Source organism: Paracoccus hibiscisoli, from assembly GCF_005048265.1.
GTDB lineage: Bacteria > Pseudomonadota > Alphaproteobacteria > Rhodobacterales > Rhodobacteraceae > Paracoccus > Paracoccus hibiscisoli.
This window is the reverse complement of sequence record NZ_SUNH01000001.1, coordinates 57839-80319: the sequence shown is the minus strand read 5'-3', so window position 1 is coordinate 80319 and position 22481 is coordinate 57839. Positions and strand designations below refer to the sequence as shown.

Annotated in this window: 23 protein-coding genes; 12 read left to right on the top strand and 11 right to left on the bottom strand. The window is 67.5% G+C overall.

Features of this window, described 5'->3' with window-relative positions; translation table 11 throughout:
* Positions 1-271 precede the first annotated feature (271 nt).
* Both FA740_RS00415 and FA740_RS00410 read right to left on the bottom strand, forming a co-directional pair.
* Positions 272-973, bottom strand: a complete 702-nt coding sequence (locus tag FA740_RS00415) for a response regulator transcription factor (protein WP_136854798.1) — start codon at positions 971-973, stop codon at positions 272-274.
* Entirely contained in the window at positions 970-2880 is a 1911-nt protein-coding gene (locus FA740_RS00410; RefSeq protein ID WP_136854797.1) for a hybrid sensor histidine kinase/response regulator, read from the bottom strand. The genes FA740_RS00415 and FA740_RS00410 overlap by 4 nt, the downstream gene beginning before the upstream one ends.
* A 174-nt stretch (positions 2881-3054) precedes the next feature.
* On the opposite strand from FA740_RS00410, the gene FA740_RS00405 reads away from it, so the two are divergent.
* The 12 genes from FA740_RS00405 to FA740_RS00350 all read left to right on the top strand — a co-directional run bounded on the left by FA740_RS00405 (position 3055) and on the right by FA740_RS00350 (position 17292).
* Complete coding sequence (locus FA740_RS00405) at positions 3055-5031, top strand: AMP-binding protein (protein ID WP_136854796.1); 1977 nt, start codon at positions 3055-3057, stop codon at positions 5029-5031.
* Positions 5028-5849 carry an ABC transporter ATP-binding protein gene (locus FA740_RS00400; protein ID WP_136854795.1) on the top strand — a complete coding sequence of 274 codons (822 nt, stop codon included), beginning with the start codon at positions 5028-5030 and terminating at the stop codon, positions 5847-5849. Before FA740_RS00405 ends, FA740_RS00400 begins: the two co-directional genes overlap by 4 nt.
* A gap of 30 nt (positions 5850-5879) precedes the next feature.
* The gene (locus FA740_RS00395) at positions 5880-6863 is read left to right on the top strand and encodes a branched-chain amino acid ABC transporter permease (protein ID WP_420873122.1); all 984 of its coding nucleotides are present in this window, start codon (positions 5880-5882) and stop codon (positions 6861-6863) included.
* An 82-nt stretch (positions 6864-6945) separates the two neighbouring features.
* Positions 6946-8022 carry a branched-chain amino acid ABC transporter permease gene (locus FA740_RS00390; protein WP_136854794.1) on the top strand — a complete coding sequence of 359 codons (1077 nt, stop codon included), beginning with the start codon at positions 6946-6948 and terminating at the stop codon, positions 8020-8022.
* 48 nt (positions 8023-8070) lie between these two features.
* Entirely contained in the window at positions 8071-9351 is a 1281-nt protein-coding gene (locus tag FA740_RS00385) for an ABC transporter substrate-binding protein (RefSeq protein WP_136854793.1), read from the top strand.
* Between the two features lie 55 nt (positions 9352-9406).
* Positions 9407-10228 carry an ABC transporter ATP-binding protein gene (locus FA740_RS00380; protein ID WP_136854792.1) on the top strand — a complete coding sequence of 274 codons (822 nt, stop codon included), beginning with the start codon at positions 9407-9409 and terminating at the stop codon, positions 10226-10228.
* 10 nt (positions 10229-10238) lie between these two features.
* Entirely contained in the window at positions 10239-11453 is a 1215-nt protein-coding gene (locus FA740_RS00375; RefSeq protein ID WP_136854791.1) for a phenylacetate--CoA ligase family protein, read from the top strand.
* Between the two features lie 78 nt (positions 11454-11531).
* Positions 11532-12308 (top strand): flagellar motor protein MotB, encoded by a 777-nt coding sequence (locus tag FA740_RS00370; RefSeq protein ID WP_136854790.1) that lies wholly within the window; start codon positions 11532-11534, stop codon positions 12306-12308.
* A 76-nt stretch (positions 12309-12384) separates the two neighbouring features.
* On the top strand, positions 12385-13695 hold the full coding sequence (locus tag FA740_RS00365) for a flagellar hook protein FlgE (RefSeq protein WP_136854789.1): 1311 nt from the start codon (positions 12385-12387) through the stop codon (positions 13693-13695).
* 33 nt (positions 13696-13728) lie between these two features.
* Entirely contained in the window at positions 13729-15174 is a 1446-nt protein-coding gene (flgK, locus tag FA740_RS00360) for a flagellar hook-associated protein FlgK (protein WP_136854788.1), read from the top strand.
* A gap of 4 nt (positions 15175-15178) precedes the next feature.
* Positions 15179-16192, top strand: a complete 1014-nt coding sequence (locus tag FA740_RS00355) for a hypothetical protein (protein WP_136854787.1) — start codon at positions 15179-15181, stop codon at positions 16190-16192.
* Between the two features lie 62 nt (positions 16193-16254).
* Positions 16255-17292 carry a flagellar basal body P-ring protein FlgI gene (locus FA740_RS00350; protein ID WP_409596254.1) on the top strand — a complete coding sequence of 346 codons (1038 nt, stop codon included), beginning with the start codon at positions 16255-16257 and terminating at the stop codon, positions 17290-17292.
* Between the two features lie 4 nt (positions 17293-17296).
* Here FA740_RS00350 and FA740_RS00345 read toward each other — a convergent pair whose 3' ends face one another.
* From FA740_RS00345 to flgC, 9 genes are all read right to left on the bottom strand, one after another.
* Positions 17297-18223, bottom strand: coding sequence for a glycosyltransferase (locus FA740_RS00345; protein ID WP_136854785.1), 927 nt, complete (start codon positions 18221-18223; stop codon positions 17297-17299).
* A gap of 93 nt (positions 18224-18316) precedes the next feature.
* Complete coding sequence (locus FA740_RS00340; RefSeq protein WP_136854784.1) at positions 18317-18823, bottom strand: hypothetical protein; 507 nt, start codon at positions 18821-18823, stop codon at positions 18317-18319.
* 9 nt (positions 18824-18832) lie between these two features.
* Positions 18833-19558 carry a flagellar basal body L-ring protein FlgH gene (flgH, locus tag FA740_RS00335; protein WP_136854783.1) on the bottom strand — a complete coding sequence of 242 codons (726 nt, stop codon included), beginning with the start codon at positions 19556-19558 and terminating at the stop codon, positions 18833-18835.
* An 11-nt stretch (positions 19559-19569) separates the two neighbouring features.
* Entirely contained in the window at positions 19570-19983 is a 414-nt protein-coding gene (flgA, locus tag FA740_RS00330) for a flagellar basal body P-ring formation chaperone FlgA (protein ID WP_136854782.1), read from the bottom strand.
* Positions 19983-20768, bottom strand: coding sequence for a flagellar basal-body rod protein FlgG (flgG, locus tag FA740_RS00325; RefSeq protein ID WP_136854781.1), 786 nt, complete (start codon positions 20766-20768; stop codon positions 19983-19985). The genes flgA and flgG overlap by 1 nt, the downstream gene beginning before the upstream one ends.
* A gap of 9 nt (positions 20769-20777) precedes the next feature.
* Positions 20778-21494, bottom strand: coding sequence for a flagellar hook-basal body complex protein (locus tag FA740_RS00320; protein ID WP_136854780.1), 717 nt, complete (start codon positions 21492-21494; stop codon positions 20778-20780).
* Between the two features lies 1 nt (position 21495).
* Positions 21496-21762 carry a flagellar biosynthetic protein FliQ gene (locus FA740_RS00315; RefSeq protein WP_136854779.1) on the bottom strand — a complete coding sequence of 89 codons (267 nt, stop codon included), beginning with the start codon at positions 21760-21762 and terminating at the stop codon, positions 21496-21498.
* A 16-nt stretch (positions 21763-21778) separates the two neighbouring features.
* On the bottom strand, positions 21779-22069 hold the full coding sequence (gene fliE / locus FA740_RS00310; RefSeq protein WP_136854778.1) for a flagellar hook-basal body complex protein FliE: 291 nt from the start codon (positions 22067-22069) through the stop codon (positions 21779-21781).
* A gap of 14 nt (positions 22070-22083) precedes the next feature.
* Complete coding sequence (flgC, locus tag FA740_RS00305) at positions 22084-22476, bottom strand: flagellar basal body rod protein FlgC (protein WP_136854777.1); 393 nt, start codon at positions 22474-22476, stop codon at positions 22084-22086.
* Positions 22477-22481 lie beyond the last annotated feature (5 nt).

The window sequence follows — 22481 nt, the reverse complement described above, 5'->3', positions numbered from 1 at the left end:
ACGCCCATCCGCGGTGGGTCCCGCGCCGCCTTACCCGGGGGGGGGGTAGGCGCCCCGCCCCGCGCCGGGGGGACTTCCCGTCCCCCCGGACCCCCCTGCGGGGATATCCCGCCAGCCGAGGCACGGCAGGGTAAGGCGCATGCGGGGGGTGCCCGCGGGGGCATCGCCCCCGCCGCGAAAGATGGCCCCCTCGATGGGGGCCGGCTTTCGCCGCCACCGCCCGGAGGGCAGAGGGCGACGTCGGTTCAGGCCTGTGGCCGAGATGCGGGGATCAGGCGATCTCGGCCAGGAAGATGTAGCCCGCGCCGTAGATCGTCTTGATCAGGCGGGGGTTCTTGGGGTCCTCGCCCAGCTTCGTGCGCAGCCGCGAGATGCGCACGTCCATCGCGCGGTCAAAGCTGTCGCCGGCCGAGCCGCCCAGGGTCTCCAGCATCTGCGCCCGGGTGATCAGGCGGCGGGGGTTGTCGGTGAACAGGCGCAGGACCTCGGCCTCGGCGTGGGACAGGGGCGTTTCCGTGCCGTCGGGCGCGGCCAGCAGATAGCGGTCGAAATCCGCGGTCCATCCCGCAAAGCGCAGGGTTTGGGGGCGGTGCGCCGTGCCTTGGGCGGGCTTGCGCAGGCGGGCGCGGATGCGGGCCACGACCTCGGCCGGCTCGAACGGCTTGGTGATGTAGTCGTCGGCCCCCAGCTCCAGCCCCGTCACCCGGTCCTGCACCTGGGCGCGCCCCGACACGATGATGATCACCGCCCCCGAATCGGAGGCCAGCCTGTGCACCAGCGCCAGCCCGTCCCGGTCGGGCAGGCCCAGGTCGATCAGGCAGGCATCGGGCGTGATGCGGCGCAGTGCCGCCTCGAACTCGGTCGCGCGGGCAAAGCACTGGGTGCGAAACCCCGCCTGTTCCAGCGCGGCGGACAGCAGGCGGCGGATCTCGGGCTCGTCGTCCAGGATGGCGATCAGGGGGACTTCGGTCATGGGGTATCCTCAGCTGAGGGCCGGAGCGCGGAAAGCGCCGCCGCCAGCCGGGCCTGCGAAAAGGGTTTGGTCAGCACCGGCCCCGGCGCCAGATCGCGCAACGGGTCCCCCGGCGGCAGCGAGGTCATCAGGATCAGCGGCACCCCGCCCGGCGCGACGCGGGCCATCTCGACGCCCAACCCGTCGCCCAGCTGGATGTCCGACAGGATCACCCCCAGATCGGGCAGGTCGGTCAGCGCCCGCGCCTCGGACAGAGACGCGGCCTCGATCACCGCATGACCTAGACCGGTCAGCTGGTCGCGGACCTGCGCGCGGATCAGGTCGTCATCCTCGACCAGCAGCACCATCCGCCGCGTCACCGGGCGCCAGGGCAGGCGCAGCATCACCTGCGCGCCGCGTGGCCCGTTGGACAGGCGCATCGTGCCGCCGACCATCTTGGTCTGGTCATAGACCATCGACAGGCCCAGGCCCGACCCCTGACCCTTTTTCGTGGTGAAGAACGGCTCGGTCGCGCGCGTCAGCGCCTCGGGGGTGAAGCCGGGGCCGGTATCGCCGACCGACAGCTCCAGCCAATCGCCGCTGCGCCGCGCCTTGAGCGTGATGACCCCCGGCGCGGTCATCGCCGCATTCGCGTTCAGCACCAGGTTCAGCAGCGAATCCTGCAGCGCGCCGGGGTCCAGCAGCAGCTGTCCCGGCGGCAGGGCCACGGCCAGGTCCAGCCGCGTGCCCTCGGCCAGCGACGGGCGTGCCAGAACCGCCAGATCGTCCAGCAGCGCGGGCAGGTCGGTGGGCTCCAGCGCGGGTTCGCGCGCGCCGGTGATCTGCGCCAGCCGGTCCAGCAGGGACGCCCCGCGCCGGGCGGCGGCCAGCGTCGCCTGGACGTCCTCGGCCGCATCAGAGGGCAGATCGCGGGCGGCCAGACGCGCCTGAAGGCCCAGGATGATCGTCAGCAGGTTGCCGAAATCATGCGCCATGCCGCTGGTCAGCCGCGCCGCCAAGTTGCGCCGCGCGGCATGGGCCAGCGCCTCGCGCGACTGGACCTCGGCGCTGACATCGGTGGAGAGGATATAGACCCCCTGGCCGTCGCGGTCCGGCGTCAGCGCGATGCGGATGCGCCGCCCCGAGGTGGGGTGCGTGATCTCGAACACCTGCGGATCGCCGGCCAGCGCGCGCTCCATGTAGGGGCGCAGGGTGCGGGCCGTGGCGGCCCCCAGAGCCTCCTCCAGCGTCAGGCCGACGATGTTGCCCGCGGCGCCGGGAAAGACCACCGGCAGCCGCCGGTTGGAAAAGGTATAGCGCAGCTGCGCGTCCATATGGGCGATATGGGCGGGGACCATCTCGGTCACCTGGCGGGTGCGGGCCTCGGTCCGGGTCAGGATGCGCTGCGCCTCGGACAGGGCGGCGTTGGTCGCGGCCAGCTTGCGGTTCGCCGCCGCCAGCCGTTCGGCATTCAGCAGCACCTGTTCGGACAGCGCGTCTGAGCGCGCCCGCAGCAGCTGTTCCTGGCGCTTGATGTCGGTGATGTCGGTATAGACGGTGACCCAGCCCCCCTGGGTCAGGGGTGCCCCCTCGACCGCGACCCACCGGCCATCGGCGCGTTCGCGTTCGAAGTAATGCGGCTGGAAGGTCCGGGCCTGCGCCACGCGCAGCGCCACCGCCGATTCGGGGTCCTGGACCCGGCCATATTCGCCGCGCCGGGCCAGATAGCGGATCGTGTCCTCAAAATGCGTGCCGGGGCGGGTCAGCGCGTCGGGCAGATCGAACATCGCCTGATACTGCCGGTTGGCCACCGCCAGCCGCAGATCGGCGTCAAAGATCGACAGCGCCTGCCCGATCAGGTTCAGCCCCGACAGGGTCAGGTCGTCGCGGATCGCCTCCGGGGTGATCGGTGCGGCGGGCTGGGTCATGGGGTCTCCTCCGGGGCAAAGCGTTAGCACCGGCGGGGCCTTTGCGAAAGCGGCGTAACATTTTGTTGGAATCGGGCAAAACTGGCGCAAGGATTGGGGCCAAAGCTGACCGGGCCGCAACAGCACGGGGAGGTGCCGCGCGGCCGGGTGCAACAGCGCCTTGAGGGAGGACAGATGACCGTTCACACAACGCCCCCGGGCGACCTGCAATCCGTGCCCGCCCTACTGGCGCGCAACGTCGCCCGGTTCGGCGACAGGCCGGCCTATCGCGAAAAGGAATACGGGATCTGGCAGAGCTGGACCTGGTCCCAGGCCGCCGATCAGATCCGCGCCCTGGCGATGGGCCTGATGGCGCAGGGGCTGAAGCCCGGCGATCACATGGCGATCATCGGGCGCAACCGCCCGGCGCATTACTGGGGCATGATCGCGGCGCAGATGTGCGGCGCGGTGCCGGTGCCGCTCTATCAGGACGCGGTCGCGGCCGAGATGGCCTATGTGCTGGACCATTGCGGCGCGCGTTTCGTGCTGTGCGGCGATCAGGAGCAGGTCGACAAGGTGCTGGAGGTCGAGCAGACCACCGGCGCCAGCGCCCGCATCATCTACACCGACGCGCGGGGCCTGCGGAAATACGACCATGACAACATGGCGTCGCTGGCAGACGTACAGGCGCAGGGCCGCGCCGGGGCGGCGACGCTGGGGCCGCGGCTGGACGCGATCATTGCGGGGCTGGATTACGATAGCACCTGCGTGATGCTGTATACCAGCGGCACGACCGGCAAGCCCAAGGGCGTGGTCCTGTCCAACCGCAACATCATCGAGACCGCCCGCAACACCGCCGAATTCGACAACCTGACCGAGATCGAGGAGATCGTGGCCTATCTGCCGATGGCCTGGGTCGGCGATTTCATCTTTTCGATGGGTCAGGCGATGTGGTCCGGCTTTACCGTGAACTGCCCCGAAGGGGCGCACACGATGATGACCGACATGCGCGAGATCGGCCCGACCTATTTCTTTGCCCCGCCGCGCGTGTTCGAGACGCAGCTGACATCGGTCATGATCCGCATGGAGGATGCCAGCCGCATGAAGCGTTGGCTGTTCAAGCGCGGCATGGCAGTGGCGCATCGCGCCGGCCCCGCGCTGTTGGACGGCAAGACGGTCAGCTTTGGCGACAAGCTGGCCTATGCGCTTGGCAAGCTGTTCGTGTTCGGGCCGCTGAAAAACACCTTGGGCCTCAGCCGCGTGCGCGTGGGTTATACCGCCGGAGAGGCGATCGGCCCCGAGATCTTTGATTTCTACCGCAGCCTGGGCATCAACCTGAAGCAGCTTTATGGCCAGACCGAGGCGTCGGTCTTTATCACCCAGCAGCCCGACGGGCAGGTGCGCTCCGATACGGTCGGCGTGCCCAGCCCCGGCGTCGAGGTCCGCATCGGCGATAACGGAGAGGTCTATTACCGCAGCCCCGGCACCTTCGTCGAATATTACAAGAACGCCGACAGCACCGCATCGACCAAGGATGCCGAGGGTTGGGTGGCAACGGGCGATGCCGGGTTCTTCGAGGAGGCGACCGGCCATCTGCGCATCATCGACCGCGCCAAGGACGTGGGCAAGATGGCCGACGGCACGATGTTCGCGCCCAAATATGTCGAGAACAAGCTGAAGTTCTATCCCAACATCCTGGAGGCTGTGGTCATCGGCAACGGCCGCGAATTCTGCACCGCGATGATCAACATCGACCTGACCGCGGTGGGCAACTGGGCGGAAAGGAACAACATCGCCTATGGCAGCTATCAGGAGCTGGCGGGCCACCCGCAGGTCTATGCCCAGATCCGCGAGCATGTCGAGGCGGTGAACGCCTCCGTGGCGCAGGACCCGATGCTGTCGGGCTGCCAGGTCCATCGCTTCCTGGTGCTGCACAAGGAGCTGGACCCCGATGACGGAGAGATGACCCGCACCCGCAAGGTCCGCCGCGCCGTCATCACCGAGAAGTTCCACGACCTGGTCACCGCGCTCTATGACGGCTCGACCAGCATCCATACCCGCACCGAGGTCACCTATGAGGATGGCCGCAAGGGTGCGATCAGCGCGACCCTGCGCATCGAGGATGCCCGCGTCTTCGGCGACGCGGCCCGCCAGAAGGTAGCAGCCCAATGAACGCGATGACCCAGGACGGCTATGTCACCGCCGACGGGCGCCAGATCGGCCCCGTGGTGATGGAGCTGCGAAACATCACCCTGCGCTTTGGCGGCGTGGTCGCCATCAAAGACATCAGCTTTGACATAAGGCAGGGAGAGATCCGCGCGATCATCGGCCCGAACGGGGCGGGCAAGTCGTCGATGCTGAACGTGATTTCGGGGTTCTATCACCCGCAGGACGGCCAGGTGATCTTCAAGGGCCAGGTGCGCCCGGCGATGAAGCCCTATCAGGTCGCCCGTCTGGGCATCGCCCGCACCTTCCAGAACATCGCGCTGTTCGAAGGCATGTCGGTCCTGGACAACATCATGACCGGCCGCCTGAACAAGATGAAGGCGGGGTTCCTGTCCCAGGCCCTCTGGTGGGGGGCCGCTGAGCGCGAGGAGATCGAGAACCGCGCCGCGGTCGAGCGGATCATCGACTTTCTGGAAATCCAGAATATCCGCAAGACGCCCGTGGGCCGTCTGCCCTATGGCCTGAAAAAGCGGGTCGAGCTGGCCCGTGCACTGGCGGCCGAGCCGAACCTGCTGCTTCTGGACGAGCCGATGGCCGGCATGAACGTCGAGGAAAAGGAGGACATGTCCCGCTTCATCCTGTCCGTGAACGACGAATTCGGCACCACGATCTGCCTGATCGAACACGACATGGGCGTGGTCATGGACCTGTCCGACCGCGTGGTCGTGATGGATTACGGCAAGAAGATCGGCGACGGCACGCCCTCCGAGGTGCGCAGCAACCAGGCGGTGATCGACGCCTATCTGGGGGTGGCCCATGACTGACCGCATGACTGACCCGAAAGGAACCGCGTGATGGACCAATTCATTTTCGGCATGGAGGTCGTGATGAACGGCCTGATGACCGGGGTCATGTATGCGCTGGTGGCGCTGGGCTTCGTGCTGATCTTCAAGGCGTCGGGGGTGTTCAACTATGCCCAGGGCGTGATGGCGCTGTTCGCGGCGCTGACGCTGGTGGGCATCCAGAACGGCCAGGTGCCCTTCGCGCATCTGATCAACGCGACCTTCGGGACCTCGCTGCACCATTTCGGCTGGACGGTGCCTGCGGTGCTGGCCGTGGCGCTGACCGCGCTGGTCATGGTGCTGCTGGCCTTCCTGATCGAAAAGCTGGTCCTCCAGCACCTGGTCGGGCAGGAGCCGATCATCCTGTTCATGGCGACCATCGGGCTTGCCTATTTCCTTGAGGGTCTGGGCGACGTGATGTGGGGCGCCGACATCAAGACGCTGAACGTGGGCCTGCCGCAGGGCATCTCGGACGGCATCGAGGAGGTCACCGCCACCTGGTTCGGCTACGGCTTCTTCATCGACCGGCTGGACCTCTGGGCCACGCTGATCGCAGCGATGCTGGTCGCAGCACTGGTGGCCTTCGCGCAATACACCAAACAGGGCCGCGCCATGCGGGCCGTGGCCGACGACCATCAGGCGGCGATGTCGGTTGGCATCTCGCTGCGCTTCATCTGGGTGATGGTCTGGTCGATCGCGGGCTTCGTGGCCCTGGTCGCGGGCATCATGTGGGGCACGAAATCGGGGGTCCAGTTCAGCCTGTCGCTGATCGCGCTCAAGGCGCTGCCGGTGCTGATGCTGGGCGGCTTCACCTCGATCCCCGGCGCCATCGTGGGCGGCCTGATCATCGGCGTGGGTGAGAAACTGTTCGAATTCACCATCGGCCCCATGGTCGGCGGCGCGACCGAGAACTGGTTCGCCTATGTGCTGGCGCTGATCTTCCTGGTGTTCCGACCCCAGGGCCTGTTCGGCGAACGCATCATCGAACGGGTGTGACCATGCCCCTTCTTCTTCAGAAAAATATCCCGGGGGTGCGGGGGCTGGCCCCCGCGGCGACGGCAGCACAGGGAACGACCGCATGATCTATCGCGAGGCAGGCGACTTCAAGACCAGCTACCGGGACGACAGCCAGACCTTTCCGATCCGGCTGGACCGCTGGGGCTATTACGCGATCCTGGCGGTGGCTTTCGGCATCATCCCCTTCGTCATCAACGATTACTGGGCCAATGCGGTGCTGGTGCCCTTCCTGATCTACGCGATCGCGGCGATGGGGCTGAACATCCTGACCGGCTATGCCGGACAGGTCAGCCTGGGCACCGGCGGCTTCATGGCGGTGGGCGCCTATGCGGTCTACAAGCTGATGACGGCATTTCCGGATGTCAGCATCGCCATCCACGTGCTGCTGGCGGGGCTGATCACCGCCGCGGTCGGCGTCCTCTTCGGCCTGCCCAGCCTGCGCATCAAGGGGTTCTACCTGGCGGTCGCGACGCTGGCCGCGCAGTTCTTCCTGGTCTGGCTCTTCAACAAGGTGCCGTGGTTCTACAACTACTCGGCCTCGGGCCAGATCACCGCGCCGACGCGCACCGTGTTCGACCAGGCCGTGACCGGCCCCGCCGCCAGCGCGCCCGCGAAATACCTGGTCTGCCTGGTCTTTGCCTTTGCTCTGGCGTGGCTTGCGCGCAACCTGACGCGGGGCAGCCTGGGCCGCAAATGGATGGCGATCCGCGACATGGACATCGCGGCCGAGATCATCGGCGTGAACCCGCTCCGCGCGAAACTGTCGGCCTTTGCGGTCAGCAGCTTCTTCGTGGGCATCGCGGGCGCGCTCTTGTTCGCGGTCTATCTGGGGGCGGCCGAGGTCGGCGAGGCCTTCGGCATCAACAAGAGCTTTCTGGTGCTGTTCATGATCATCATCGGCGGCCTGGGCAGCATCTTCGGCAGCTTTGCCGGCGCGGCCTTCCTGGTCCTGCTGCCGGTGCTGCTGAAGAACACCCTGGTCGGTACGCTTGGCTGGCCCACCGATCTGGCCGCCCATATCGAGCTGATGATCGTGGGCGCGCTGATCGTGACCTTCCTCATCGTCGAGCCGCACGGCCTGGCGCGCCTGTGGCGCCTGGCCAAGGACAAGCTGCGCCTCTGGCCGTTTCCGCATTAAACCGAAGAACCGGGCAACCGGCATCGCATCTCTGGGAGGAGACCCGCAATGAAACTGACCCTTGCCGCCCTGGCCACCACGATGATGGTCGCGACCCCCGCCCTGGCCGATCTGATCGTGCCGAACATGTCCTATCGGACCGGGCCCTATGCCGCGAACGGCATCCCCTATGCCGACGGCTTTGCCGATTACTTCACCCTGCTGAACGAACGCGACGGCGGCATCGGCGGCCAGCTGGTGCAGGTCCCCGAATGCGAGACGGCCTATAACACCGAAAAAGGCGTCGAGTGCTATGAATCGCTGCGCACCCAGAACCCGCTGGTGCTGAACCCGCTGTCGACGGGCATCACCTATCAGCTGATCCCGCGCATCAGCCAGGACGGCATCCCGCTGTACACGCCGGGTTACGGGCGCACCTCGGCCAAGGATGGTTCGGTGTTTGAATGGGTGTTCAACGCGCCTGCGAACTACTGGGACGGGGCCTCGGTCGCGGTCAAGCACATCCTGGAGCAGGAGGGCGGCGATCTGTCCGGCAAGAAGATCGCGCTGGTCTATCACAACTCGGCCTATGGCAAGGAGCCGATCCGCACCCTGGAGGAGCTGTCCGAAAAGCACGGGTTCGAGCTGAACCTGCTGCCGGTCGATGCGCCCGGTCAGGAGCAGAAGTCGCAATGGCTGCAGATCCGCCGCGACCGGCCCGACTATGTGATCATGTATGCCTGGGGCGTGATGAACCAGGTCGCGATCCAGGAGGCCGTGAACATCCGCTTTCCGATGGACAAGTTCATCGGCATCTGGTGGTCGGGATCGGAAAACGACGTGCGCGCGGCGGGTGCCGGGGCGGATGGCTACAAGGCGCTGACCTTCCACGGGGTGGGCCGCGACTATCCGCTGTATGACGACCTGCAGCAATACGTCTATGACGCGGGCAAGGCCGCGGGTGCGGGGGATCAGGCGGGCAGCGTGCTGTATTCGCGCGGCGCCTATGCGGCGCTGGTGATCGCCGAGGCCATCGCCAAGGCGCAGGAGCTGGCCGGCACCCCTGAGATCACGCCCGCGCAGATGCGCGACGGCTTCGAGGCGCTGGAGATCACCGCCGAGCGCATGGCAGAGCTTGGCCTGCCCGATTTCGGCGCCCCCATCGCGCTGTCCTGCCAGAATCACGGCGGCGACGGCCTGGCCCGCGTGCAGCAGTGGAACGCCGGTGAGGGCAGCTGGTCGCTGATCACCGACTTCATCGAGCCGGATGCCGAGATCCTGGACCCGCTGGTCCAGGAGGACAGCGCGGCCTACGCCGCCGAGGCGGGCCTGACCGCGCGCTGCAACTGATCCATGACCGGCGGCGGTTACCCCGCCGCCGGTTCCGCAATCAAGGGGACCGCCCATGTTCGATGCCGAGAACCGCGAGACGCTGCTGGATGTGAACAACATCGAGGTCATCTATAACCACGTCATCCTGGTGCTGAAGGGTGTCAGCCTGACCGTCCCGAAAGGCGGCATCACCGCGCTGCTGGGGGGCAACGGGGCGGGCAAGACGACGACGCTCAAGGCGATCTCGAACCTGCTGGCCAGCGAACGGGGCGAGGTGACCAAGGGCTCGATCACCTATCAGGGCGACAACATCACCGCCCAGGACCCCGCATCGCTGGTCCGGCGCGGCGTCATCCAGGTGATGGAGGGCCGCCACTGCTTCGAGCACCTGACGGTCGAGGAGAACCTGCTGACCGGCGCCTATACCCGCCGCGACGGATCGGCGGCGATCAAGCGCGACCTGGAGATGGTCTATGAGTATTTCCCGCGCCTGCGCGAGCGGCGCAAGAGCCAGGCGGGATACACCTCGGGCGGTGAGCAGCAGATGACCGCGATGGGCCGCGCGCTGATGTCGCGCCCGCAGATGATCCTGCTGGACGAGCCGTCGATGGGCCTGGCCCCGCAGCTGGTCGAGCAGATCTTTCAGATCGTCAAGGCCGTGAACGAGGGCGAGGGCGTGACCTTCCTTCTGGCCGAGCAGAACACCAACGTGGCGCTGCGCTATGCCCATCAGGGCTATATCCTGGAGAATGGCCGCGTGGTGATGGAGGGTCCGGCAGCCCAGCTGCGCGAGAACCCGGACGTCAAGGAATTCTATCTGGGCATGTCGGACGAGGGACGCAAATCGTTCCGCGACGTGCGCAGCTATCGCCGGCGCAAGCGCTGGCTGGCCTGAGGGGGTCATCATGGGATATTACGACGAACTGGAAACGCGCGACGAAGGCCAACGCGCCGAGGCGCTGGCCGCGGCGCTGCCGGTGGCGCTGTCACGCGCCCGCACCGCGCCCGCGCTGGCGCGCCTTTTGCGCGATGTGGACCCGGCATCCGTGACCGACCGGGCCGCGCTGGCTCGCCTGCCGGTGATCCGCAAGGCCGAGCTGTCCGAGGCGCAGAAGAAATCGCCGCCCTTCGGCGGCTTCACCACCCGGCTGGCCGCCGAATTCGACCATGTGTTCCAAAGCCCCGGCCCGATCTATGAGCCGGGGCGCCGCGAGGGCGACTGGTGGCGGTTGGGGCGGTTCCTGCATGCCTCGGGCGTGGGGCGGGGGGATATCGTGCAGAACTGTTTCGGCTATCACCTGACGCCTGCGGGGATGATGTTCGAATCGGGCGCGCGGGCCGTCGATGCCGCCGTGCTGCCCGCGGGCACCGGCCAGACCGAATTGCAGGTCCGCGCGGCGGTGGATATCGGCACGACCTGCTATGCGGGCACGCCCGATTTCCTCAAGGTGATCCTGGACCGCGCCGACGAGATGGGCGAGGTGCTGTCCTTCACCAAGGCGGTGGTGGGCGGCGGCGCGCTGTTCCCGTCGCTGCGCGCGCTGTACGCGGACCGGGGGATCGTGACGCGGCAATGCTATGCGACCGCCGATCTGGGCAACATCGCCTATGAGAGCGAGGCGCTGGAGGGGATGATCGTCGATGAGGGCGTGATCGTCGAGATCGTGCGCCCCGGCACCGGCGATCCCGTCCCCGAGGGCGAGGTCGGAGAGGTCCTGGTGACCACGCTGAACCCCGATTATCCGCTGGTGCGCTTTGCCACGGGCGATCTTTCGGCGGTGATGTCGGGCACCAGCCCTTGTGGTCGGACAAACATGCGCATCAAGGGATGGATGGGACGCGCCGATCAGACCACCAAGATCAAGGGCATGTTCGTGCGCCCCGAACAGGTCGCGGCCCTGGTCGCGCGCCATGCGGACGTGTCGCGCGCCCGCGTCATCGCCGACCGCCAGGGAGAGATGGACGTGATGACCGTCCAGCTGGAGACGGCGGGGCAGGGCGGCGATTACGCGGCCTCGGTCATGGAGACGCTGAAGATGCGCGCCGACGTGCAGCTGGTGGCGCCCGGCAGCCTGCCCAATGACGGCAAGGTCATCGAGGATCGCCGCAGCTATGAATAGGGCGCATTTGATCCGTTAACTTGTTTGAAACCTTTGCTCCGGCGACAAGGAAGTCTGACCGGAACAAAGGGTGACATCATGGCTGCGGGCAAGGGGCTGAACGGGCCGTCCATCATCATCAAGCGGATCGAGGCCTCGGGGGAGGGCGGCCATCACGGCGGCGCCTGGAAGGTGGCCTATGCTGATTTCGTGACCGCGATGATGGCGTTCTTCCTGCTTCTGTGGCTGCTGAGCGCCACGACCGAGGATCAAAAATCGGGCCTGGCCGATTATTTCGCGCCGACCGTGATCCAGACGCCCTCCTCGACCACCAGCGGCGGCGGCGAGGGGACGGATGAGGGCGTGCGCCACGCGATCGAGGCGCCGCTGCCCGACACCGACAAGGCCGGCGATTTCGAGGAGGTCGCCAAAGCGGTCCAGGACAGCCTGACCGGCACGGGCGCCGAATCGGCCCAGTTGACCAACCTGCTGCAGCATGTCGTCACCCGCATGACCGATGAGGGCCTGGTGATCGAGCTGGGCGATCTGACCGATGCGCCGCTGTTCGTGGACGACACCGCCCAGCCCCAGCCTGCGCTGAGCGAGCTGATGGGAATCATCGCCCGGGTGATCGGTCACGTGCGCAACGACGTGGCGCTGACCGGGCATGTGCGGGCCTATCCCGAAACGCTGCTGGCCTCTCCGGTCTGGCCGCTGTCGGATGCGCGGGCGCATACGGTGCGCAACCTGCTGGAACAGCAGGGATTCAACGGAAAACGCGTGCAGCGGGTCAGTGCCTTTGGCGACCGCAAGCCGCGCCGGCCCAATCCGATGGACCCGCTGAACAACCGGGTTGAGCTGATTTTACTGAGATAGGCGGTCCGATTAGCCTTATCTTAAGCGTTCCGGGGCAGGGTGGCAGACAAGACCGAAATCAGAAGGGTGTCTGTCCATGTCCATCTCCTCAGCGATGAATGCCGGCGTGTCCGGCCTGACGGCGAATTCGTCCCGTCTCGGCACGATCTCGGACAATATCGCGAATGCCTCGACCTTCGGCTACAAACGGGTCGAGACCGCCTTCAACTCTCTGGTCGTGGGGCAGGGCGCCGGGCTGTACACCGCGGGCGGCGTGCGCGCCTCGACCACCCGGTCGGTGTCGCAGGACGGGGCCATCGTGACGACCTCGAACGCGCTGGATCTGGCGATGACCGGGCGCGGCATGCTGCCGGTGACCACGCTGAACGACGCGACCAGCGGCAATGCGCCATCCCTGATGATGACGCGGACAGGCGCGTTCCGTCCCGATGCCAGCGGGCTGTTGCGCAACGAAAGCGGGCTGGTGCTGATGGGCTGGCCCACCGCGGGCGACGGCACCATGCCGCTGGTCGCGCGTGACACGGCCGCCGCGCTGCAGCCCATCCGGATCGAGGCGAACCGCCCCGAGGGCGACCCCACCACCCAGGTGATGCTGGGCGCGAACCTGCCCGCCACGCAGACCCTGCCGGGCAGTTCGGGTGCGCCTCTGCCGCTGAAGGTCGAGTATTTCGGCAATCTGGGCACGTCCGAATCGCTGGACATCACCTTCACCCCCGATCTGCCCGGAACGCCCGGCATGTCGAACAGCTGGGTGGTCGAGATCCGCGACAGCGCCTCGGACAACGCGATGATTTCGACTTTCCGGGTGACCTTCGACGACAGTCAGACGGGCGGCGGCGCGCTGGCGACTGTCGAGGATATCGGTGGCGGTGCCTTCGGGCCGTATGTTGAAGCCTCCGGCGCGATTCCGCTGAATGTGGGCGGGGGCAATATGGAGCTGGTCATCGGCGTGCCGGGCGGGGCCAGCGGGCTGAAGCAGCTGGCGGCCAGCTTCTCTCCGTCCAATATCACCAAGAACGGATCTCCGGTCGGTCAGCTGGTGGGTGTCGAGGTCGATGCTCAGGGCTTCGTCAAGGCGACCTATGACACCGGCTTCGTCAAGGCGCTGTACCGTATTCCCGTCGTCGACGTGCCGAACCCGAACGGGCTGATCGCGATGGAGGGGCAGGCGTTCAAGACCTCGCCCGATTCGGGCGGCTTCTTTCTGTGGGATGCGGGTGACGGGCCGACCGGTGCGATCGCCGGCTATGCCCGCGAGGCGTCCACCACGGACATCGCCCAGGAACTGACCCATCTGATCACCACGCAGCGCGCCTATTCGTCGAACGCCAAGATCATCCAGACGGTGGACGAGATGCTGCAGGAAACCACCAATATCAAACGCTGATCCGCCCGCAGGGGCCCGCGCAGGAGGCCGGACATGAGCATTGCAAAGGCGATATCGAATGCGATGTCGGGACTGACCGCCACCGCGCGCGGGACCGAGGTCGTGGCCTCGAACCTGTCCAACATCATGACGCCGGGCTATGCCCGGCGCGAGATGGTGGTGACCGCCCAGTTGCTGGGCGGGGGCGTGCGCATCGATGGCATCACCCGCATCGTGAATGCCAGCCTGCTGTCCGAGGCGCGGATGGCGGCATCCTCGGTCGGCGATGTTTCGGCGCGGGCCTCGTTCTTCCAGGGGATGGAAAAGATCGTGGGCCTGCCCGGAGAGCCGCAGGCCCTGTCCACCGCATTGACCGATTTCCAGGCCGCGCTGAGCGCCGCCGCCGCCCGCCCCGACGATGAGATCCGCCTGTCCCAGATCGTCAGCACGGCCTCGGCCCTGGCCGGTCGACTGAACGCGGCCTCGACCGCGGTCCAGGCGGCCCGCAGCACGGCCCAGCAGGACATCGCCAGCGAGGTGGCCACGGTGAATGCCGCGCTTGAGCGTGTGGCCTATCTGAACGCGCGCATTACGGTTCTGGACGCGGATGGCAAGGACGCCACCCCCCTGATGGATGAGCGCCAGCAGCAGATCGACCGGATCGCCCGGATCGTTCCGGTGCAGGAGGTCACCCGCGAGGGCGGCAAGGTCGCGCTGTTCACGGCCGAGGGCGCGGTCCTGCTGGACGGCAGCGTCCCGGCGCGGCTGGGGTTCCAAGGCAATGCCCAGGTGACCGCCGGCCAGGTGGTCGGCGCGCCGCTGGAGCTGCTGACGCTGAACGGTACCGCGCTGAGCGCCGCGCAGATGCGGCTGTTCGGGGGCGGGTCGCTGGCGGCGAATTTCCAGATCCGCGATCAGTTGGGCCCCCAACTGCAGTCCGAACTGGACGACATGGCCTTTGAATTGCACCAGCGCCTGGCCGACCCTGCGGTCGATCCGACCCTGGGTGCCGGAGATGCGGGTCTGTTCACCGATGCAGGCGCCCGCGCCGATCCGGCCACCCTGGTCGGGCTGGCCGGGCGGATCGCGCTGAACGCCAGCGTCGATCCGGGTCAGGGGGGGCAGCTGTGGCGTCTTCGATCAGGGTTGCAGGCGCCCAATGGCGAGCCGGTGGGCCAATCGTCGGTGCTGAACGCGCTGGTCGACGCGCTGGATGCGCAGCGTCCCGCCCAGCCCGGAAGCGGCTTTACCGGCAATGGCAGCCTGTCATCGCGGTTCGGGTCCGTCGAATCTCGCGTCGCCACGCGTCGCGTCGAGGCCCAGGCCGATCTGGCGGTCCGCAGCAGCCGCCAGTCCACCCTGTCGGCCAGCATGATGGCCGAGGGCGTGGACAGCGACGCCGAGATGCAGCGGTTGCTGCAATACGAACAGTCCTTTGCCGCCAATGCCCGCGTGCTGTCCGCCGTGGACGAGATGATCAACCAGATCCTGAGGATATAAGCCAGTGACCCTGAACAGTATCGGCGACCAAGCCCGAGCCTACGCCCTGCAGGTCGCCTCGAACCGGATCAAGACGACGCTGTCCACGCTGACCCAGGAGGTCGCGTCGGGCCAGGTGGCCGATGTTGGCCAGCGCCTCGAGGGCAACACCCGCGCCCTGAACGAGATCGAGAGCCGCATCCGGCTGACCAGCCAGCTGCGCCAGAACGGCAGCGATGCCGCAATCCGCCTGCAGGCGATCCAGGATGTCTTTGCTTCGGTGCGCCTGAGCACGACAGAGCTGGGATTTGCGCTGGCGGTTGATCCGTTCGGGGATGCTGCTGTCCTTGGCACGCGATCGGCCGAAGTCGCCAATGCCTTCGAATCGGTCATCCAGCGGCTGAACGGGACCAACAGCAACCGCTATCTGTTCTCGGGAGAGGCCAGCGACGTGGTGCCCCTGTCCAGCGCGGCCGAGATGCTGGACATCCTGCAGGGCATCACCGCGCCCCTGACCACGGCCGCCGATGTCGCGCAAGCGGTGTCGGACTGGTTCGACGCGCCGGAGGGTGGCGGCGGGTTCCTGGACACCGCCTATCACGGAACGCTTGGCCCGGCACAGCGCATCTCGGTCGGCGAAGGGGTGGCCGTTCCGATGGAGACGACCGGTGCTTCTGCGGCGGTGCGCGACCTCTTGAAAGGGCTGGCGATGGCTGCGGTGATGGATCGCGGTGCGCTGGCTGGCAATCCGGTCGAGCGGCGGCAGCTGATGACCACTGCGGGCCTGCAGATGACAGTCGCCGACAGCAGCATGCTGAGCGAGATGGGCCGCGTCGGCCTGGCCCAGCAGGTCGTCGAACGCGCCCAGGTCACGGGAACATCAAGCCTCAACGCGCTTGAACGCGCCCGCGGCGAAATCCGCAGCGCCGATCCGTTCGAAACCGCTGCCGCCCTGACCGAGGTGCAGGGCCAGCTGGAAGCGCTCTATGCCGTGACGGCGCGGTTGTCGAAGCTCAAACTGGTGGATTATTTGCGGTGAAGACACTCATTCATGCCTTGATCCTGTGGTTGGCCTTCAGCATGTCGGCATTGGCCGTTCCGGTGCGCATCAAGGATCTGGCCGATTTCGACGGGGTCCGCGGGAACGACCTGGTGGGCTATGGCCTGGTGGTCGGCCTGGACGGATCGGGCGACGGGATGCGCAACGCCCCCTTTACCGAGGACATGCTGGCCGGCCTGCTGGAGCGGTTGGGCGTCAACGTCACCGATGATGCGCTGCGGTCCAAGAACGTCGCGGCGGTGATCGTGACCGCGACGCTGCCGCCCTTTGCCCGCTCTGGCAGCCGCATCGACGTGAAGGTGGCGGCCATCGGCGATGCGAAGAGCCTGCTGGGCGGCACGCTGGTCATGACACCACTGAAGGCGGCGGACGGCAACATCTATGCCGTGGCACAGGGTTCGATCATTGCCGGGGGGGCCGCGGCCCAGGGCGATGCCGCCCGCGTGGTCGAGGGTGTCCCCACCACGGGCAGCATCCCGGTCGGGGCCCGCGTCGAACGCGAGGTCGAGTTCGACTTTGCGGGGATCAACGACATCCGCATCGCGCTGCGCAACGCCGATTTCACCACCGCCACCCGCGTCGAGGATGCGATCAACCGCGACTTCAACCGCCAGCTGGCAGTGACGCTGGACAGCGGCACGATCGTGGTCAACTTTCGTGGTCTGGGCGACGTGAACCCGGCCCGTGTCGTGGGCCGGATCGAGAACCTGCTGATCGAGCCAGAGGACCGCGCCAAGGTCGTGATCGACCATAAATCCGGCACGATCGTTGTCGGAGAGCGGGTGCGGATTTCGCGGGTCGCGGTGTCCCAGGGCAACCTGACCCTGCGCGTGGCCGAGGCGCCGTTGGTGTCCCAGCCCAATCCCTTTGCCCAGGGCGAGACGGTGACTGTCCCCCGCACTGCCGTCGAAATGGTGCAGGAACCCGGTATCGGCTTTGTCGAGGTTGCGGGCGAGACGAACCTCAGCGATCTGGTCGACGGGCTGAACGCCCTTGGGGTGCGCCCGCGCGACATGATCGACATCCTGAAATCGATCCACTCGGCCGGGGCGCTGCATGCGGACCTGATCGTCGAATGACGCCTCAGGCGCGCAGGGCCCCGGTCAGGGCCGACAGGACCAGAGCCGCCGTCGCGGCTCTGGTCTGTCTGTAGAACCCGCCGCGGCGCAGCGCCGCCACTGCGGCCAAGCCGGGCCTGCTGAGCATCTGGTCCAACTGTGCCAGCGCCAGTCGGCTGTCTTGGGGCAGGTCCAGTGGCGCCAGGCTGTCATGGCCCGCCCGCAGCCAGGTGCCGAACTCTCCTCCCATCAGCTTGCGGAACCGTGCGGCCAGGGCGGGTGCGGTATCGTTGCGGCCGACCTCGCTGCGGGCATGCTGGCGATACAGCAGGGCCGGCTGCGGGTCGTGGATCAGCTGCGCGCCATGGGCGGCCGTCACCTGATAGGCCCACCAGTCATGCGAAATCACCCCGGCACGGCGTGCGTGCGGGACCGCCGCCTGCAGCAGGGCCACCGCCCGGGCATTGAAGACCGAGGTGTTGCCCGCCATGCAGGCCTGGACCAATGCGTTGCGGAACCCCAAGGGCCTGTGGAACTGTCGTGAGGGGACCAGCGGGCGCAGGTCGGCATCGGTGATGATGGTGCGCGCGGCGTAATGCGCGGCCCAGGTCTGATGCGCCATCGCGGCCACCGCGCGCGCCAGCTTGTCGGGGAACCACAGGTCGTCCTGATCGCAGAACGCCGCCCACGCGCCTGGGGGAACCTGATCCAGAAGCGACAGGAAATTGGCCGTGGCCCCCTGGCGCGGCCCGTCGATCAGGCGGATCTGCCCCGGCGGGCGATCCTGCGCGAAATCGGCGACCATCTCGCGGGTGCCATCGGTCGAGTTGTCGTCCGACACCACCAACGACCAGCGCCCGAAGGATTGCCCGGCGATACTGGCCAGCTGCGTGCGCAGATGTGCCGCGCCCTGATAGGTGGCAAGCAGGATCACCACATGAGGAGAGGTCATGGCAGCCCTTTCGACCGATGCGAAAACCGGCGCGGCCGTGGGGCGCGCGCCGGGTGCTGCAGGTTGTGACGTCTTGCGACGCCCGGGGCAAGCCTAGCCGGGCTGTCGGACGATGTCCTCGATCAGGACGGCGCTGACCGGCAGGTCGGTGGCGGCGCGGGCCGCGCGCAGCAGTCCTTCGCGCAGCGTCGCCAGGTTGCGGTCGGCGGTGAAGTTGCCGTCGAACCCGCCGGTATTGGCATGGATCATCAGCGCCCGCAGCATCGCGTCGCGCAGGCTGTGTTCCTTTTTCGCCAGGGCGCCCAGGCTGGTGCTGTCGGTTTGCATGGTCAGCGTCAGGATCATTACGTCCTGCAGGTCCCCCTGCCGTACCAGCGGCACGAAGAACTGGGTCGGGAACTGGAACCATGCGGCCTCTCCTGCGGGGGCGGCGTCATGGCCGCCCGGTGCCGCGCCATGGCCGTCCCCCGCGGCCTCGGGGGTGCCGGCATGCTCGGATGCGGCGGCGTCCGGGGCGGGGGCGCGCAGCATGTCGCCGGCGACCGCCCCCCCCACGAGGGCCAGGACGGGCAGGGCCAGGGGAATGATCTTGCGTATCACGGTCGCACCTCAATAAGGCAGGATGATGTCGGCGATCTGCTGGCCATAGCGCGGCTGCTGCACATCGGTGATCTGGCCGCGGCCGCCATAGCTGATGCGCGCGCCGGCGATGCGGTCATAGGCGATCTCGTTGCTGCGGCCGATATCGGCGGGGCGGACAAAGCCGCTGACGGTCAGCTCGCGCAGCTCGAAGTTCACGCGGACCTCCTGCGTGCCCTCGATCTGCAGCGATCCGTTGGGCAGCGTGTCCACCACCGTCGCCGCCACGCGCAACGTCAGCTTGTCGCGCCGCGAGATGTTGCCGTTGCCGCGATACGAGGACGAGGCCGAGGCATCGGCCAGTTCGTCAAAGCTGGCGCCCTCGGGCAGCTTGTCGGCCAGGCGCTGCGGGATGCCCACCATCTGCGGGATGGACACGTTCTCGCGCGAGCTGCGGGTCCGGCCGCTGCTGTTGCTGATTTCCGCGCGGTCGTCGATCTCGATCACCACGGTCAGGATATCGCCGCGGATGGCCGCGCGCCGGTCGCTGATCAGCGAGGACTGCGTCCCGGCCCAGAGCGAGGCCGCGGCCTCGGGGCGGCCCGAATTCAGGGTCAGGTCCAGGGGCGGGTTGGTCATCGCCTGGAATTCCTCGCTGTCGCGCGGAGAGGTCAGCTGCGGCGGCTGGCCGACATTGACGGCGCGTGCGCAGCCCGAGGCGGCCAGGATCAGGCACAGCAGGGTGGCGGGTTTCATAGGTTTTCCTTTCAGTTCAGCACGGCCAGCGTGCCATCGGGCAGAACCTGCGCGGTGACGGTGCTGCGCGAGCCCATGTTCATGACGCGGATCAGCTCGCCTGCGGCGCCGTCCGACATGGCGCGCCCCTCGGTGTCGATCCGCAAGCCGCCGCGCTGAAAGCGCAGGCGGACGATCTGGTTGCGGCCGACCACGCGGGGGGCCTGCAGCATGTTGGCGTGCAGCGGGCGGCCCTCGTAGATGGTGATGCGGGTCTGCATGCCGATGGCCGCCGACGGATCGGTCAGGCCGGGGCGGTCGGTGTCGACCACGCGCAGGTCGCCCGCGCCGATCACGCTGCCCGCGGGCAGGGTGCGCGCCGCGCCCAGGCCGCCCGCATGGACGGCGCCGGGCAGCAGCGCCAGGATCAGGACCAGCGCGCGCATCACCGCACCTGCGTCGTCGCGCCGAGCATCTGGTCGGCGGCGGTGATGACCTTGGCATTCAGCTCGTAGCCGCGCTGCGCCTTGATCAGTTCGGTGATCTCGCGCACCGCATCGACAGAGCTTTCCTCCAGATAGCCCTGGCGCAGCGTGCCCAGCCCGTCCTGGCCGGGGTTCACCACCTGCGGCCCGCCCGAGGCCGCCGTCTCGACGAACAGGTTCGAGCCGATCGCCTCCAGGCCCTTCTCGTTGGCAAAGCCTGCCAGGGTGAACTGGCCCAGCAGCTCGGGTTCGACCCGGTCGGTGAAATAGGCATAGACCTCGCCGCCGGCATTGATGGTGATGGCGCGGGCGTCGTCGGGGATGGTGATGTTGGGGACCAGCGGATAGCCGTCCGAGGTCACGATCAGCCCCTCGGGAGACCGTTTCAGGCCGCCGTCGCGCGTATAGCCCGAGATGCCCGCGGGCAGCGTCACCTCCAGATAGCCGTCGCCCTCGATGGCCAGGTCCAGATCGCCGCCGGTCTGGTTCAGCGCGCCCTGTTGCAGGTTAACGCTGACGGCGGTGGGGCGCACGCCCAGGCCCAGCTGGACGCCTGCGGGGATGACGGTGCCGTCGGCGGCGGTAACGCTGCCGGGACGGGCGGCCTGCTGGTAATGCAGGTCAGCGAATTCGGCCCGCCGGGCGTTATAGCCCGTGGTGGACATGTTCGCGAGGTTGTTCGAGATGACCTCGACGCGGGTCTGCTGGGCGCTCATGCCGGTGGCGGCGATCTGCAGGGCTCTCATGGCGGCTCCTTAACGGGTCATGGCGGTGATCGCGCCGCGGATGCGCTGATCCTCGCGATCCAGGAAGGTCTGGCCCAGCTCGTAGGCGCGCTGGACCTCGATCATGCGTGTGATCTCCATGATCGGATCGACGTTGGATTCCTCCAGAAAGCCTTGGCGGATGCGGCCCTCTTCGACGGGCTGGGGGGCGCCGTCGATGGTGAAGGCGGTGCCGCTCTGGCGCGACAGGTCCACGCCCTCGGGCGGGGTGAACAGGCCGATGCGGCCAAAGGGCAGGCCGTTCGACGACAGCGTCCCGTCCTGGCCCACCGCGACCGAACTGGCACCGGCGGGCAGGATGATGGGGGCCTGCCCCTCGTCCAGCAGGCGGTGGCCCTCGGCGGTCATCAGCTCGCCCTCGGGCGAGGGCATGAAGGCGCCGGCACGGGTCAGGCGCAGCCCGTCGGGGGCCTCGACCAGAAAGAAGCCCTCGCCCTCGATGGCCAGATCCATGCTGTTGTTCGTCTGGGTCAGCGACCCCTGTTGCAGGTCCAGCAGGCGGCCGCGCGCATGCGCCATCGACAGCGTGTCGCCCTGACGGTCCAGCGCCGACAGGTGTTCGGCAAAGATCACGCCCTCGCGGCGGTATCCGGTGGTGTTGGCGTTGGCGATGTTGTTGGCCACGACCCGCATCTCGGCCATCAGGCCGGATTGACGCGACAGGCTGGCATAGATGGCGTTGTCCATCTCAGCGCCCCGCGATCAGGGGAATGATTTCGCCCAGGTAGAAATCGGCCAGGGCGGTGGTCATGAAGCTCATGGAGACCCAGAACACGACCAGCATCAGCCCGACCTTGGGCACGAAGGTCAGGGTCATCTCCTGGACCGAGGTCAGCGCCTGGAACAGGCCGATGACCACGCCCGCGATGAGCGCCACCCCCAGCAGCGGCGCCGAGATCCGCACCGCGATCAGCAGTGCCTGGCGCAGCATGTCGAAAAGGACCGTCTCTCCCATCACAGCGTCCCTTCCATCACACGGGCATCCGCAGGATTTCCTGATAGGCCTCGACCACCTTGTCGCGGATGGCGACGACGGTGTTCATGGTCAGTTCGGCCTCGGCGATGGTCTGGACCAGCTGCTGGGTGCTGGTCTGGCCCATCATCGCGCTGGTCGAGACCTGGTCGACCTGGGCCATCTGGGCGGCGAAATCCTCGGCCGCCTGGCCGACGCGGGCCAGGGTCTGGGACGCGCTTTGCGCATCCGGGGCCACGGCCTGGCGGGCGGCGGAATAGGCGTTGGCGGCATTCAGTCCGGTGATCATGGGAGGCGGCCTTTCTAGCGGCGGATAAGATCGAGAAGAGCAGAGCTCATCTGGCGGGTCTGTTCGAACATGCGCAGGTTGGCCTCGTAGCTGCGGCCCGCCTCGCGCGAATCGGCCAGCTCGATCACCAGATCGACGTTCGAGCCGTCGTAATAGCCGTCCTGGTCGGCCATCGGATGCGCGGGGTCGTGGATGCGCGGCAGCACCGACTGGTCCAGGCGCATGCGCCCGGCCTCGACCTCGCCCGTCGGGCGGCCGAAGCGGATGGCCTCCTCAAAGCTGACCAGCTTGCGGCGATAGCCGGGCGTGTCGGCATTGGCGATGTTCTCGGCGGTGTGGCGCAGGCGTTCGGTCTGCGCACGCATCCCCGACGCTGCCAGGCGCAGCGGCGAAATCGGATCGGTCATGGGGG

Coding starts and splice junctions, on each gene's coding strand:
- FA740_RS00415 (WP_136854798.1), bottom strand. CDS start 973: ATGACCGAAGTCCCCCTGATCGCCATCCTGGACGACGAGCCCGAGATC.
- FA740_RS00410 (WP_136854797.1), bottom strand. CDS start 2,880: ATGACCCAGCCCGCCGCACCGATCACCCCGGAGGCGATCCGCGACGAC.
- FA740_RS00405 (WP_136854796.1), top strand. CDS start 3,055: ATGACCGTTCACACAACGCCCCCGGGCGACCTGCAATCCGTGCCCGCC.
- FA740_RS00400 (WP_136854795.1), top strand. CDS start 5,028: ATGAACGCGATGACCCAGGACGGCTATGTCACCGCCGACGGGCGCCAG.
- FA740_RS00395 (WP_420873122.1), top strand. CDS start 5,880: ATGGACCAATTCATTTTCGGCATGGAGGTCGTGATGAACGGCCTGATG.
- FA740_RS00390 (WP_136854794.1), top strand. CDS start 6,946: ATGATCTATCGCGAGGCAGGCGACTTCAAGACCAGCTACCGGGACGAC.
- FA740_RS00385 (WP_136854793.1), top strand. CDS start 8,071: ATGAAACTGACCCTTGCCGCCCTGGCCACCACGATGATGGTCGCGACC.
- FA740_RS00380 (WP_136854792.1), top strand. CDS start 9,407: ATGTTCGATGCCGAGAACCGCGAGACGCTGCTGGATGTGAACAACATC.
- FA740_RS00375 (WP_136854791.1), top strand. CDS start 10,239: ATGGGATATTACGACGAACTGGAAACGCGCGACGAAGGCCAACGCGCC.
- FA740_RS00370 (WP_136854790.1), top strand. CDS start 11,532: ATGGCTGCGGGCAAGGGGCTGAACGGGCCGTCCATCATCATCAAGCGG.
- FA740_RS00365 (WP_136854789.1), top strand. CDS start 12,385: ATGTCCATCTCCTCAGCGATGAATGCCGGCGTGTCCGGCCTGACGGCG.
- flgK (WP_136854788.1), top strand. CDS start 13,729: ATGAGCATTGCAAAGGCGATATCGAATGCGATGTCGGGACTGACCGCC.
- FA740_RS00345 (WP_136854785.1), bottom strand. CDS start 18,223: ATGACCTCTCCTCATGTGGTGATCCTGCTTGCCACCTATCAGGGCGCG.
- flgH (WP_136854783.1), bottom strand. CDS start 19,558: ATGAAACCCGCCACCCTGCTGTGCCTGATCCTGGCCGCCTCGGGCTGC.
- flgA (WP_136854782.1), bottom strand. CDS start 19,983: ATGCGCGCGCTGGTCCTGATCCTGGCGCTGCTGCCCGGCGCCGTCCAT.
- flgG (WP_136854781.1), bottom strand. CDS start 20,768: ATGAGAGCCCTGCAGATCGCCGCCACCGGCATGAGCGCCCAGCAGACC.
- FA740_RS00320 (WP_136854780.1), bottom strand. CDS start 21,494: ATGGACAACGCCATCTATGCCAGCCTGTCGCGTCAATCCGGCCTGATG.
- FA740_RS00315 (WP_136854779.1), bottom strand. CDS start 21,762: ATGGGAGAGACGGTCCTTTTCGACATGCTGCGCCAGGCACTGCTGATC.
- fliE (WP_136854778.1), bottom strand. CDS start 22,069: ATGATCACCGGACTGAATGCCGCCAACGCCTATTCCGCCGCCCGCCAG.
- flgC (WP_136854777.1), bottom strand. CDS start 22,476: ATGACCGATCCGATTTCGCCGCTGCGCCTGGCAGCGTCGGGGATGCGT.